Genomic DNA, 13,523 nt, shown 5'->3' with positions numbered 1-13,523 from the left:
TTCAGTGCGATAGAAACCGTTTACACTATCATTAAGGAGTGATGCTGCATGATTCAACATTTTCAATACAGGAGCATGTATGAAAACAAAGAGTTACCGGGCTGGTATATTTCATTTTTCTACGGCGGCGTCAAGCATGAAGGGACCTACCATAAAGACGGCCGGATCGACTGCAAGCCTGCTCTCGATGAGAAATGTGCCAAACAGATCCACGATCTCATGCTTTTCCACGTCTATGAATGATGCATAATTCTCATCCGTTTTTTGAACACTATCCATAGGAGGCGATCTAATGGATAAGAAACATGAATTTCTTCCGGATAGCACGAATGAAGGACGCGATAAAGCATTTGTGGACGTGGACCGTTTCATCAATGAAGGGATGTCCGGGGGATCTGTTCACCTGCGCGATCAGATCGCAAACATTGAAGAGGCGATCGATATGCCCAGCCATGAGGAACCTCCAAGGCCATAAAAAAAAGCTGCCGTTTTTTCAAACGGCAGCTTTCATTGATAATCAGCGGCTTCTCACCAAAAGGTTGACTGCCTCCTGAATGGCCTCTTCCGTATTCATGCCTTTCTCTTCTGAATCCTTGATGCATGCTTCAAGATTCTTCGCGACAACAAGTCCGATCGTGCGGTCCACGGCAGTCCTGACGGCGGAAAGCTGAGTGACGACTTCTTTGCAATCCTTCCCATCATCCATCATCTTCAATACACCGCGTACTTGGCCTTCCAAGCGTTTCATTCGATTTGTGACTTCTTTTGTATATTCCATTGTGTACACCTCATCACGATAAATTCCTCTTACAATAGTATTCCAATCAAACAATATTTGCAATTCACGACTCTTTGCATCGTCCTTTTTATTCAGTACAATGGGAATATACTGAATAAAGGACGGTACATTCCCCATGCTGACATCCCTACTCAAAAAGTATCCTGAAGCAGCTGTCAGGTCCTCCCGACCGGGTACACTCGATTTCGGGAAGGCCTGGTTTACAAATGAAGAAGAAGACACGTTCATTGGAATCGATCGAAATAAAATTACCGAAGAAGAAGTGGAGCTACTGAAATGTTTGTTCATCGAAGTCGGTTCCCCCGTTACCCTACTCAACGGCTCATTTGAAGCCCGGGAATGGTTTTCTTTCCTCTATGAAGGTGGACATCAACCTCGTATCTCCCAGGATGAATACAGGATCATCCAATTCTCCATGAACGGTGAAATCGAGCACTCTATGATGAAGGAAGCCTTTCACCATCTGCTCCCGGAAGGAGTCCAGTCGGTCTTGTTCAGTGACGGGACAGGTCTGTTCATTGAACGAAAAAGCAACGAAGTGCTAGATCATGAGCAGCTGTTCACGATCTCCCATGTGATTGAGTCGGATTTTTTCGTCTCGACCTTGTTCTTCACGGGACAGTTCCATACGCTTGGCCCCACCTTCCCTGAAGCTTTTTCCTTCGAGCGGGAATTGTTCACCATGCCTGCATCGCTTAGTCATTCTGTCATTCACTCGGTTGAATCACTACTGCCATCCTTCCTGCTCCACTGTATGCCACCTGAGTGGAAAACACATCTCCTCGGACATGTGATCACCATACTGGAAGAAGATCCTGATTGGACACAGATCATCAAGGTATTCCTTGAAAATCAGGCCAATGTAAGCCAGACCGCGAAGAAGCTTTTCATGCACCGCAATTCGGTTCAGTACCGTATCGAACGTTTTATCGACAAGACAGGTATCGATATACGAAGCTTTCAGGGTGCAATCCTTGCCTATCTTGCCTGCCTGGATCATCTCCATGACAAGGTGAACAAGGAAGAAGAGTGAATTTTGTGCACATTGACCATATCGATCCCCCCTTAATTCCCCTACAATGAATAATAAGTTGAAAACGATTACAAAAGAAAAGGGGAGATTGAAAATGGCTGAATTGAAACTGGACAGTATCTATAAGATCTATGATAAAAAGGTGACAGCGGTCACCGACTTCAATCTACATATCAAGGATAAGGAGTTCATCGTCTTCGTCGGACCATCAGGTTGCGGAAAGTCGACGACCCTTCGCATGATTGCCGGACTGGAAGAGATTTCTCAAGGAGATTTCTCCATCGACGGAAAACGGGTGAATGACGTTGCACCAAAGGATCGTGATATCGCCATGGTGTTCCAGAACTATGCTCTCTACCCTCATATGAGCGTATATGATAATATGGCGTTCGGCCTTAAACTAAGGAAGTTCGACAAGAAGGAAATCGACCGACGCGTCCAGGAAGCTGCTAAGATCCTCGGCCTTGAAGCCCTTCTTGATCGTAAGCCGAAGGCATTGTCCGGTGGTCAGCGCCAGCGTGTCGCATTGGGTCGGGCCATTGTCCGAGATGCCAAGGTCTTCCTCATGGATGAACCTCTATCCAACCTTGACGCTAAACTGCGTGTACAGATGCGTGCAGAAATCGCCAAGCTCCATCAGCGTCTTCAAACGACAACCATTTATGTGACGCATGATCAGACGGAGGCCATGACCATGGCGACCCGGATCGTCGTCATGAAAGATGGAGTCATTCAGCAGGTCGGCTCACCTAAAGAAGTGTATGATAAGCCTGAGAATGTATTCGTAGGCGGCTTCATCGGCTCACCGGCCATGAACTTCTTCCAAGGAAAACTGGAAGAAAACTACTTCGTATGCGGGAAGACAAAGGTCCTCGTTCCGGAAGGGAAAATGAAAGTCCTCCGGGAACAGGGTCAAGTAGGAAAGTCCATCACCCTGGGTGTCCGTCCTGAAGATATCCATGATGAGCCCCTTTTCATCGATACTGCAGAGGGTGCAAAGATATCAGTCAAGATTGAAGTATCAGAGCTGACCGGTGCAGAAACGATGCTGTACTCCCAGCTCGAAGGACAGGATTTTGTCGCAAGGGTGGATTCACGCACAGATATCCAAGCTGGGGAAACGATCACCATGGCACTGGATATGAATAAAGCGCATTTCTTCGATGCAGAATCTGAAGAACGCATTCGATAAAAACAAAAAGGAGTCCCTATTATCCGGGACTCCTTTTTCAATGGTCAAAACTCCACCATGTCAATGCTTCTTCCTTCTTCCTCCCCACATCTCTTACAAGTGAAAAGATGCAGGCATGTATCCGTACAGCTGCTGTTCGGAATCCCGTCGGCAAGCTGAATCTCCTGAATGTCCATATAAGGGCTGTACTCATCATAGTAGTCATGGTATCTGCCTTGATCCACCGTTGTATCACCGCATTTTGCACACATTCCCTTATAGGAGACGATTCCATTGCATAAAGCACAAGCTTTCATGTGGTTCACCATACTTTCAATCTTCGTATACTGTTAGCCTTCAAACAAAAGCATGCTTTTATGAGGAGAAATTAAAGGGAGTTTAAAAGGAAAAGATTTCTTTTTTTATTTTCCGTATAGAAAATGCAGATTGATCCATAATACAAGTAACGGGATGAATTACTTCATTGGGTTAAACCATACCAGATGGTCGCTCATGGAATGCGAGCTGGTGCAAACCCAGCTGACCCAGCCAATAAAATTCTTATACTTTAAGGAGATGAACAACATGGCACAATCTCGTAACAACTCATCTAACCAACTGGTTGCTCCTGGAGCTCAGCAAGCAATCGACCAAATGAAGTACGAAATCGCTTCAGAATTCGGCGTACAATTAGGAGCAGACACTACTGCACGCGCTAACGGTTCTGTAGGTGGAGAAATCACGAAACGCCTTGTTCAAATGGCTGAACAACAACTTGGCGGAAGCTACAAATAATGCACAGTCCCCCGGTATTTCCGGGGGTTTTTTTATTTGTTCACCATGTCTTCAGGATTGATCCATTCATCATACTGTTCTTCCGTCACATATCCGCTTTTCAGAGCAGATTCTTTCAAGGTCCATCCTTCTTGGTGGGCCTTTTTGGCGATTTCTGCCGCCTTCTCATATCCAATATGAGGGTTGAGGGCGGTCACAAGCATCAGGGAACGGGATACAAACCCTTCAATCACATCGAGATTCGCCTCCAATCCTTCGATGCAGCGGTCATTGAATGATTGGATCCCATCTCCCAAAAGGCGGATGGACTGCAGTGCATTATAGATGATGACCGGCTTGAATACATTCAATTCAAAGTTTCCCTGGCTAGCTGCAAAACCGATAGCTGCATCATTCCCGAAAACTTGTGTTGCTACCATGGTGACTGCTTCACTCTGAGTAGGATTCACCTTGCCAGGCATGATGGAGCTTCCCGGCTCATTTGCAGGGATGGTCAATTCTCCTATCCCGCTTCTGGGACCGCTTGAAAGCCATCGGACATCATTGGCCACTTTCATGAGATCTGCAGCGAGTGCTTTCAATGCACCGTGGACGAAGACGAGCTCATCATGAGAAGTGAGCGCATGGAATTTATTGTCCGATGACTGAAAGGCATACCCCGTTTGTGATTCCAGCTCCTGTGCGACCCGGCTTCCGAATGTCGGGTCTGCATTGATGCCCGTTCCAACGGCGGTCCCCCCGATTGCGAGGGGCAACAGATGACGTGATGACTCCAGGATCATCGCCTTGGATTTCTCCATCATGGCCCTCCAGCCGCTGATCTCCTGTCCCAGGGTCAAGGGAGTCGCATCCTGGAGATGGGTCCGCCCGATCTTGATGATATCCTGGAACCTCTCTTCTTTTTCCCTAAGCGTTGCAATCAATTGATCCAGGGATGGAAGGAGACATTTATCCAGTTCCATTAATGCAGCAACATGCATGGCCGTCGGGAACGTATCATTGGAGCTCTGTGACATGTTGACATCATCATTGGGATGAACCCTCTCTTCCCCTGCCAGGGTTTCATTCGCCCTGTATGCCACCACTTCATTGACATTCATATTCGACTGGGTGCCGCTTCCAGTCTGCCAGACCACAAGGGGGAAGTGATCATCGAGATCCCCCGAAAGGATGTCTTCACACGCCCTTGCAATGGCATCCGCCTTGGTGACCGATAGTTTTCCCAATGCATGATTCGCCCTCGCTGCGGCTTTTTTCAGATGGGCGAAAGCATATGTAACTTCAAGGGGCATCTTCTCCCCTCCGATGGGGAAGTTCTCCTTGCTCCGTTGGGTCTGAGCCCCCCAGTATTTATCTGCGGGTACTTTCATTTCCCCGATGGTATCCTTCTCGATCCTGTAATCCATCATGATTCCTCCTTTTCTGGTCATATATTCATATTTCCACTAATTTCAACGAACTAACCTATTATGGACAAGGTTGATGAATATTCGTTCCCATCTGCACAAAAAAACGCTCCCTGTCCATAATGGACAGAGAGCGGATGAGTATCAATGTATAAGATTCAAGAACTGACGCGTCCGTTCATTCTTCGGATTGTCAAGTACCTGCTCAGGAGGGCCTTCTTCAAGGATATGGCCACCATCCATGAAGATGACGCGGTCAGCCACATCTTTGGCAAATCTCATTTCATGCGTGACGACCACCATGGTCATACCCTCTTCGGCAAGCTCCTTCATGACGGCAAGAACGTCGGCTACAAGCTCCGGATCAAGCGCTGAGGTCGGTTCATCGAAAAGCATGACCTCTGGTTCGATTGCGAGAGCCCTTGCAATCCCGACCCTTTGCTGTTGACCGCCTGAAAGTTGATAAGGATAGAAGTCGACCTTATCTCCCAAGCCTACCTTCTCAAGCAGTTTTACAGCCTGTGCTTTTGCTTCCTCTCGGCTTTTCCCTTGAACGACCACCGGACCTTCCATGACGTTTTCCAAGGCGGTTTTATGAGGGAAAAGGTTATAGCTTTGAAAGACCATACCGGTCCTTCTTCTCATTTCAAGGAGTTCGTTTTTGGCCACGCGACCTTTGAAGTCGATGGTCGTTCCCCCGATGGAGACAACTCCTTCATTCGGTATCTCAAGGGCATTGAGGCAGCGAAGGAATGTCGTCTTCCCTGACCCCGATGGGCCTACAAGTACGACGACTTCACCCTTTTTAATCTCGGCGCTCATGCCTTTAAGCACTTCAAGATCATCGAATCGTTTGGTTAATCCTTTTATGGAAATCATGATAAATCTCCTTTTTCTAACAATTATTTCGCTATATATCGATCGAGTCGATTCTCGATGCGGCCCTGTATGACGGATAGGATGAAGCACAATACCCAGTATAGGAGTGCCGCTTCCATATAAATCAGCAGGAATTCATAGTTCGTGGCTGCAATCTGCTGTGCGATTCTGAACATCTCAGTCACGAGGATGAGCGACGCAAGAGATGTATCCTTCACAAGTGAAATGAATGAGTTGGCAAGCGGTGGAATCGAAACTCTAGCTGCTTGGGGGAGGATGATGCGCCATAACGTCTGACCATAGGTCATACCGATGGACGAACCTGCTTCCCATTGACCCTTCGGTATTGATTGGATGGCAGCACGGATGATTTCAGATGAATATGCCCCCTTATTCAAGGAGAAGGCGATGACTGCTGCCAAGAAGGCAGGAAATCTGATTCCAAGATTCGGCAGGCCATAAAAAATAATGAATAATTGCACCAATAGAGGTGTACCCCGGATTGCAGATACATAGACCCTTGCGATGATTTGGAGCACTTTGTACTTTGAAAGTCTCGCTAATGCAGTCAAGATGGCCAGAATCATACCCACGGCAAATGATATGAGCGTCAGAGGGATGGAATAATACAAAGCTCCCTTGATCAAAGGAAGCAGGGAGCTTTGTAGTATATCAATCATTGCCTGAGGATCCTGGTAAATGCTAGTGCTTAGGAGATACATCTTCTCCGAACCATTTCTCAGAGATTTTCTTGTATGTTCCGTCCTCTTTCATATCCTCTAACGCTTTATTTACTTCTTTCACCAATTTGTCGTCGCCTTTGCGGAACATGAAGGCACTCTCGCTTGCTTCTGCCGCTTCAGCAACAATTTTCACATTGGCGCCTTTCTTCTTATTCAAGTAGTCAAGAACAGAAATTTTGTCATTCACTGTTACATCCACCCGTCCCTGCTCGATCAACTCGATCGATTGGGAAAGACCTTCGACACCTTGAATTTCTGCACCATTTTTCTCGGCAATGTCACGATAGTTGCTTGTAAGGGACTGAGCCGATTTCAACCCTTTGATATCTTCAAATGACTTTACGTTCTTGTTGTCTTTTTTGGCAACCACTACAGCACTTGACTCGATATACGGAGTTGAGAAGTCATATTTCTTTTGGCGATCTTCCCTGATCCCCACTTGGTTTGCAATCATATCGAACCGTTTACTGTTAAGACCTTCAAACATGGCATCCCATTGTGTTTCCTGGAATTCTGCTTTTACTCCGAGGCGTTTTGCCACTTCACGTGCAAGTTCGACGTCGAAGCCTGTCAGCTTGCCTGAATCATCATGGAAGGTGAACGGTGGATATGTACCCTCTGTCCCGATGAGGATTTTCCCATCTTCCTTCACTTTGTTATAAAGCGCTTCTTCGTCTGAACCGCTCTTCGAATCACCACTCGAGCACGCTGTCAGCACTAGGCTGAGCACGGCAATCAGAACGATGGAAATTCTCCATTTTTTCATATGATAACCCCCACTAATCTTATCGGATTTACTTCTGTACGAATGTCATCATAAAACGCTATGACTGAAAAGTCAACGGAAATGTTTCAGGCATTCGTCCCTTCTTAGTATTGGACGCGGAATGGTTTATCATGTAACAATATTCACATCGAAGAATCAGGGGGAGATGGAATGAATACTGCACTATTCGGATCAACCGGAAGAGTCGGAAGCATCATTGCCGATCAGCTGGGACAGAAAGCAAATTGTCTTGTGCGGACACCTACGGGAAATGATGAGGAGATCATAGGGAACGTCTTGAACCAAAAGGATATCGATCTCGTACTGGAGGGATGCGATGGCGTCATCAGCACTCTTAACTCCGACAAAACAGATGTATTATCAAGAAGCATGCCCCTCATCCTGAAGGGCATGCGAAGACACGGCATAAAGCGGATCATCACATGCGGAACCGCAGGCATCCTGGATGCATCTCATTCCACCGGGCTCTATCGCTTTCAGTCGGATGAGTCCAAACGGAGGAGCACCACGGCTGCGGAGGATCATCTATCCGCTTATCTGATGCTAAAAGCTTCTGAAATGGAATGGACGATCGTCTGCCCAACGTATCTTCCCGACGGTGAACGGACCGGTGTCTTCCGGGCATCAGAACGGGTCCTGCCTGAAGGCGGTAGGAGCATCTCGACACATGACACGGCAGACTACATGCTTAAAGTCCTGGATGATGGTCTCCATATACGGAAGCGCGTCGGGATCTGCTATTGACGGCCAAAAGGCACCTGGACGGATTCCAGGTGCCTTTTAATCTTATCCTGCCTCCTCCCCGGCTGCGCCGGTTTGAAGGTGATACATATGATAATACTTACCCTTACGCTCCATCAGTTGGTCATGGTTCCCCATTTCCGCAATGGACCCGCGATCAAGTACCAGGATCTGATCTGCATTTTTTATAGTAGAAAGGCGGTGGGCAATGATGAATGTGGTTCTCCCTTTCTTCACCACTTCCATCGCTTCCTGTATGATCGATTCCGTCTCCGTATCGATGCTGGATGTCGCTTCATCGAGGATCAAGATGGCAGGGTCGAAGGCAAGGGCCCGCGCAAATGAAATGAGCTGCCTTTGACCTGAGGACAGGGTGCTCCCTTTCTCGATCACCGGCTCATCATACCCTTTCGCAAGACCTGCAAATGCTTTTTCTGCTCCGACTGCCTTGAGTGACGCCTCTACCTTTTCACGAGATATCCCTTCTTGGCCCAGACTGACATTGGAAGCGATGGTCCCTGTAAAAAGGTATGGATCTTGAAGGACGATCCCCATATGCTCACGGACTGCTTGAATCGGCAGCTCCCTGATATCCTTTCCATCGATCGTGATACACCCTTCATCTACATCGTAGAATCTGAATAGCAGATTCATGATGGAGCTCTTGCCGGAGCCTGTATGTCCGACAAGGGCCACTGTCTCCCCGCGTGTCGCTGAAAAATCGATATCCTTCAGCACATAGTCATCCTTCTTGTACCCGAATGACACATGCTTGAAGCTCACATCCCCCCGGTAGCGCTCCATCCGTTCATCTTCCACGTCCGTCCCTTTCTCTTCGAGGAGCTTGAAGACCCGCTCCCCTGCGACCAGGGCCTGCTCCAGGTTGGACAGCTGATTGACAATCCCTGTGATAGGTTGGAAAAGCCGATTGATATAATCGACAAACGCATAGAGGACACCAAGTGAAATCACCGATCCCACTTCGAGTGATCCACCCCCGAAATGCCAAATGAATGCGACGAACACAATGTTCCTCAGTACTCCCGAAAGATTGTGGGACGTAAGGGAATTCAAATTGAGTAGCTTGTTTTGATAACGGTAGTGCATCTCATTCAGTTCTTCGAATTCCTCTTTTGTTTTCTTTTCCCTCCGGAAAGCCTGGATGATCGGCATTCCCTGGATTGATTCGTTGATGACCGCATTGATCTCACTTACCTTGCTTCTGATCACTTTATTATAGGAAGAGGCGTATCTTCTATAAAGGAAAGTCCACAGGACAAGAATAGGCATGAGGATGAGACAGATTGAAGCCAAGGACGGATCCAGAATGAAAAGGGCGATATAAATGCCGACAATGTAAATGGCACTGGTGAAGAAGGTCGACAAAACCGTCACATACAGGTTCCTGATCGCCTCCGTATCATTCGTAATCCGTGCCACGACCTTCCCGGCGGGCAGATTATCGAAGTACTGGATGGGCAAACGCTGAATATGGTTAAAAACGTCATTCCTCATCTTCTGAATGACCCTGTTTGCCGCCTTTTGAAGATAGAAGTGCTGTCCGTATTGGAAAAATGATGCAAACAGCAGCAATCCGAAATAAAAGGCAATCAGTTTGATGATCCTTGGAATTTCCGGCTGATAAAAAGCCAACAGTTCGGACCCGGATAATTTTTCAGCCTCATACAAGGATGTTTCCCCATTCTTACGGATGGAAAGCTTCCCGTCCGTAATTGAGCGTTCCCCATCACTCGGGACATCTCCCGGGATGAAGTAGAAAGACCTTCCGACCTGGAAGACCCTTACCTCATTCCCTCCGATTTCTCCATCAGACCGATATTCTTCACGGGTATACCATTTGCCTTTATAGGCTACAGCATCTTCCCCCTTATCGGTTTCTACCCACCGGTCTTCAATTCCAAGTATATGGTCATCGATCATCTTCTTGGCGATGAAAGGACCCGCTAGCTCTGCTCCTACTGAAACAGTGAGCATGAGAAGGGCCGCAATGATCATTCTTTTATATAAAAGGGCATACTTAACCAATCGTTTTCCTACGCTCATGCCCCCACCTCCTTCCGTGCAGGATCTGCAGCCTGCTGACGCTCATATTGCTGTCTATACCATCCTTTTGTAGTGAGAAGATCCGAATGCGTGCCCTCCTCGATGACTTTTCCTCCATCAAAGACCAGGATCCAATCTGCTTCCTCAACGGCGGAAATACGGTGGGTTGCCAAAATGGTGGTCTTCCCGGTCCTTTCATTCCTGAGATTCCGTATGATGGTAGCTTCCGTCTTTGCATCCACCGCCGATAGCGCATCATCGAGTAGGAGGATGTCAGGGTCCTTGATCAGAGCCCTTGCAATGGAAATCCTCTGTTTCTGTCCTCCTGAGAGCGCCACGCCCTTTTCACCGACAATCGTCTCGAGTCCTTGGGGAAGGGTGCTGAGATCCTTCATGAAATCTGCTTGGATTATCGCTCTTTCAAGCTCTTCATCTGTTGCTCCTTCTTTTCCATAAAGGATGTTTTCTTTCACCGTCTTGGAGAAGAGGATATGATCCTGAGGAACATACCCGATCCATTCCCTGACACGGTCCATCGGCAGCTGTTGGATCGGGATACCACCGATCTCCAAAGTCCCTTCTCCTAGCGGATACTCCCGTAAGATCTGTTTGATGAACGTCGTCTTTCCACTCCCCGTTTTACCTACTAGACCAAGCGTGGCCCCTTTAGGCACCCTTACATCCACATCTTTGAGATTCATTCCTTCAGAGGATGGATAGCGGAATGATAATTGATGGAATTCGATCCCATCCGGTTCAGGAACCGTTTCTCGGATATCTTCGTCTTTCACATCCTGCTCATAGGCAAGGGTTTCCTGAACACGATCGAGTGAAGCGTTCCCCCTCTGCATGATATTGATGAGTTCACCTATGGCAAACATCGGCCAGATCAACATTCCGAGGTAGACATTGAAGGAGACAAGCTGACCGAGAGTGATGGACTGATGGAATACAAGGTACGCACCGTACCCTAGCCCGATCAGATAACTCAGCCCCACCAGCACTTTGATGGTGGGATCGAACAATGAATCGATTCTCGCTACGGCGATGTTCTTGCTGTACACATCCTCTGTCATATCGGAGAATCGATTCTCATCTGCCCTCTCCTGCACATAGGCCCTGATGACACGGACCCCTGAGACCGACTCCAGGACTTTATCATTCAGCTCCCCGAAAGCATCCTGTGCTTCCGTGAAGCGCGCATGGATCCTTGCCCCGTAGATCTTCATAAGGAGGGCCATCAATGGAAGGGGTAAGATAGCCGCCAGTGTCAATTTCCAGCTGACGAGGAAGCCCATCGTAAAAAGGATCGTCAGCATGAAAATACTTGAGTCGATGAGCGTCAGCACCCCGAAGCCTGCCGTGACCGAAATGGCCTGAAGATCGTTCGTAGCCCTGGCCATGAGATCCCCTGTACGATTCTTTTCGAAGAAAGTGGGCGTCATCTTCATAAGATGACCGACAAAGCGTGAACGGAGCTTCCGTTCAACAAGGAACGCTCCCCCGAACAGCTGATACATCCAAATATAGGTCATGCCATACGAAACGACCGTGGTGCCTGTCAACAGCAACAGATAATGCACGATTGCTTCCTTCGTGAGTGAGCCGACCTGGATTTCATCGATGGCGTCACCCACCAGCTTCGGCGGGACCACATCCAAAATGCCGACTATGGTCAATAAAATGATGGCAACGGTATATCTCTTCCAGTTTTCTATGAAAAACCATGATAATTTCTTAAAAATGATGAACATGCTCCTGCCTCCATTCTTGCTTTTGGTCCCTAACTAGCCTCCTTCGGTCTCCGTAAGGGATGGGACTACCGATTGGTGATCGTGAATCATAAAAAATTCCTCCTTTATCAAGATGTGATTCTATGTCACAGGGATACCCTGAAAACAACAAAAAGATGGACGACCAAAGGCGATGCGCCTTTTAGTCGTCCATCCGGGGACAAAAAAGCACAGGTGTTCTACCATCACCTGTGCCCTCACTCATTTATGAAAACGGGATCAGCAGATATGTGATGAAGATCGCTTATTCTTGTTCATAGCGGAATCGATCATAACCTTCTTCATCACAGCCACTCCCTTCTCAGTTCAGTCTTCATAGACAGAAACTCTTCATTTTAAATCTTACTATACCCTACATTATTTTCAGAATAATGTCAATATTATTTTTGTTCTTATTTGATGTATCCTTTATGTTTCATTTGTACACGTTGGGGTATCTTAACGGTAAGCGAAATGATAAAACACATATGAAGAGGTGAACATCCATGGTACGCACGATCTTAATGGTCATCGGGGCAATCGTTGTAATCGGCTGGATCATCAGCCTTCTATAAGTTTCAGTATGAAGCAGGTGAAACCCACCCTGCTTCTTTTTTTGCTTTAACAAAAGGATTAAACTATTCTGAAAAGGGTAAATGGATACTATTCCATTACCAGAGGTGATTATTGATGTACGAACATATCCTAGTCGCATATGACGACACAGATGGTAGCAAGAAAGCACTTGATGAAGCACTGAAGCTGAAGAATCAATCACTCGATACAAAAATGACCATTTTATATGTAACCGATGAGAAAACACCGAATCAGGCAGTTGATCACTTCACTCCTCCCCACGCCATGGCAGCTACTTCCCCGGGTGTGGACCAGCAGATCGTAGGTGATACCGCCCTGCAGCGTGACCCCCATGTGTATGATGGTGCCGAGGAAAGGCAATCGATTAATGAAGTGGGAGAAATCCATCCTGTGCTGAAACACGTACAGGAAAAACTTGACCCCCACAAGATCGAAGCTGAATACATTCACCTTGCCGGTTCAGAAGAGAAGAGGATTTGTGAGTACGCAGCAGAAAATGCAGTAGATCTAGTCATCATGGGAAGAAGCGGTAAAAGCGGCATGAAGAAGCTCATGCTGGGAAGCGTAAGTGAAAAGGTCGTAAAGAACTGCGAAACCAATGTATTGGTCGTGAAATAAGCGATTTCAGGAATGGGCTTAGACCCATTCCTTTTATTTTGTAGCGCATTTTTCTTTGTCTCATCATGGATTCTTCCCTATACTGAATGAAAAATGGATCCCCTGAGATTCAGCAGGA

General features: G+C 47.2%; 15 protein-coding genes. 7 read left to right on the top strand and 8 right to left on the bottom strand.

Annotation, left to right across the window (positions count from 1 at the left end; all coding sequences use genetic code 11):
* Positions 1 to 48 precede the first annotated feature (48 nt).
* Positions 49 to 243, top strand: coding sequence for a DUF5342 family protein (locus K6T23_RS07920; RefSeq protein WP_079515751.1), 195 nt, complete (start codon positions 49 to 51; stop codon positions 241 to 243).
* Between the two features lie 49 nt (positions 244 to 292).
* Positions 293 to 475 (top strand): hypothetical protein, encoded by a 183-nt coding sequence (locus tag K6T23_RS07915; protein WP_056538083.1) that lies wholly within the window; start codon positions 293 to 295, stop codon positions 473 to 475.
* A gap of 42 nt (positions 476 to 517) precedes the next feature.
* Here K6T23_RS07915 and K6T23_RS07910 read toward each other — a convergent pair whose 3' ends face one another.
* On the bottom strand, positions 518 to 778 hold the full coding sequence (locus tag K6T23_RS07910; RefSeq protein WP_053427843.1) for a metal-sensitive transcriptional regulator: 261 nt from the start codon (positions 776 to 778) through the stop codon (positions 518 to 520).
* A gap of 136 nt (positions 779 to 914) precedes the next feature.
* On the opposite strand from K6T23_RS07910, the gene K6T23_RS07905 reads away from it, so the two are divergent.
* Both K6T23_RS07905 and K6T23_RS07900 read left to right on the top strand, forming a co-directional pair.
* A complete protein-coding gene (locus K6T23_RS07905; RefSeq protein WP_238284110.1) occupies positions 915 to 1,832 on the top strand; it encodes a PucR family transcriptional regulator in 918 nt (305 codons plus the stop codon).
* Between the two features lie 94 nt (positions 1,833 to 1,926).
* The gene (locus K6T23_RS07900; RefSeq protein WP_079515749.1) at positions 1,927 to 3,024 is read left to right on the top strand and encodes an ABC transporter ATP-binding protein; all 1,098 of its coding nucleotides are present in this window, start codon (positions 1,927 to 1,929) and stop codon (positions 3,022 to 3,024) included.
* 44 nt (positions 3,025 to 3,068) lie between these two features.
* Here the strand turns inward: K6T23_RS07900 and K6T23_RS07895 are convergent, their stop codons facing one another.
* Complete coding sequence (locus tag K6T23_RS07895; RefSeq protein ID WP_156184475.1) at positions 3,069 to 3,248, bottom strand: hypothetical protein; 180 nt, start codon at positions 3,246 to 3,248, stop codon at positions 3,069 to 3,071.
* Positions 3,249 to 3,588: 340 nt separating this feature from the next.
* Between K6T23_RS07895 and K6T23_RS07890 the strand changes: the two genes are divergently transcribed.
* Entirely contained in the window at positions 3,589 to 3,798 is a 210-nt protein-coding gene (locus K6T23_RS07890) for an alpha/beta-type small acid-soluble spore protein (RefSeq protein ID WP_142130215.1), read from the top strand.
* A 32-nt stretch (positions 3,799 to 3,830) separates the two neighbouring features.
* On the opposite strand, the gene fumC is transcribed toward K6T23_RS07890, so the two are convergent.
* From fumC to K6T23_RS07870, 4 genes are all read right to left on the bottom strand, one after another.
* Positions 3,831 to 5,204 (bottom strand): class II fumarate hydratase, encoded by a 1,374-nt coding sequence (gene fumC, locus K6T23_RS07885; protein WP_238284399.1) that lies wholly within the window; start codon positions 5,202 to 5,204, stop codon positions 3,831 to 3,833.
* A gap of 144 nt (positions 5,205 to 5,348) precedes the next feature.
* The gene (locus K6T23_RS07880; RefSeq protein WP_148985474.1) at positions 5,349 to 6,083 is read right to left on the bottom strand and encodes an amino acid ABC transporter ATP-binding protein; all 735 of its coding nucleotides are present in this window, start codon (positions 6,081 to 6,083) and stop codon (positions 5,349 to 5,351) included.
* 23 nt (positions 6,084 to 6,106) lie between these two features.
* Complete coding sequence (locus tag K6T23_RS07875; protein WP_053427637.1) at positions 6,107 to 6,805, bottom strand: amino acid ABC transporter permease; 699 nt, start codon at positions 6,803 to 6,805, stop codon at positions 6,107 to 6,109.
* Complete coding sequence (locus tag K6T23_RS07870; RefSeq protein ID WP_079515746.1) at positions 6,786 to 7,592, bottom strand: amino acid ABC transporter substrate-binding protein; 807 nt, start codon at positions 7,590 to 7,592, stop codon at positions 6,786 to 6,788. Before K6T23_RS07870 ends, K6T23_RS07875 begins: the two co-directional genes overlap by 20 nt.
* Before the next feature lie 171 nt (positions 7,593 to 7,763).
* Between K6T23_RS07870 and K6T23_RS07865 the strand changes: the two genes are divergently transcribed.
* The gene (locus tag K6T23_RS07865; protein ID WP_238284109.1) at positions 7,764 to 8,357 is read left to right on the top strand and encodes an NAD(P)-dependent oxidoreductase; all 594 of its coding nucleotides are present in this window, start codon (positions 7,764 to 7,766) and stop codon (positions 8,355 to 8,357) included.
* A gap of 42 nt (positions 8,358 to 8,399) precedes the next feature.
* On the opposite strand, the gene K6T23_RS07860 is transcribed toward K6T23_RS07865, so the two are convergent.
* Positions 8,400 to 10,418, bottom strand: a complete 2,019-nt coding sequence (locus K6T23_RS07860) for an ABC transporter ATP-binding protein (protein WP_079515744.1) — start codon at positions 10,416 to 10,418, stop codon at positions 8,400 to 8,402.
* Complete coding sequence (locus K6T23_RS07855) at positions 10,415 to 12,172, bottom strand: ABC transporter ATP-binding protein (protein ID WP_238284108.1); 1,758 nt, start codon at positions 12,170 to 12,172, stop codon at positions 10,415 to 10,417. The genes K6T23_RS07860 and K6T23_RS07855 overlap by 4 nt, the downstream gene beginning before the upstream one ends.
* 708 nt (positions 12,173 to 12,880) lie before the next feature.
* Here K6T23_RS07855 and K6T23_RS07850 point away from each other — a divergent pair.
* Positions 12,881 to 13,405 (top strand): universal stress protein, encoded by a 525-nt coding sequence (locus K6T23_RS07850; protein ID WP_056538112.1) that lies wholly within the window; start codon positions 12,881 to 12,883, stop codon positions 13,403 to 13,405.
* Positions 13,406 to 13,523 lie beyond the last annotated feature (118 nt).

Origin of the sequence: Rossellomorea marisflavi (assembly GCF_022170785.1) — a bacterium.
GTDB lineage: Bacteria > Bacillota > Bacilli > Bacillales > Bacillaceae_B > Rossellomorea > Rossellomorea marisflavi_B.
This window is presented reverse-complemented; position numbering and strand designations above follow the sequence as displayed.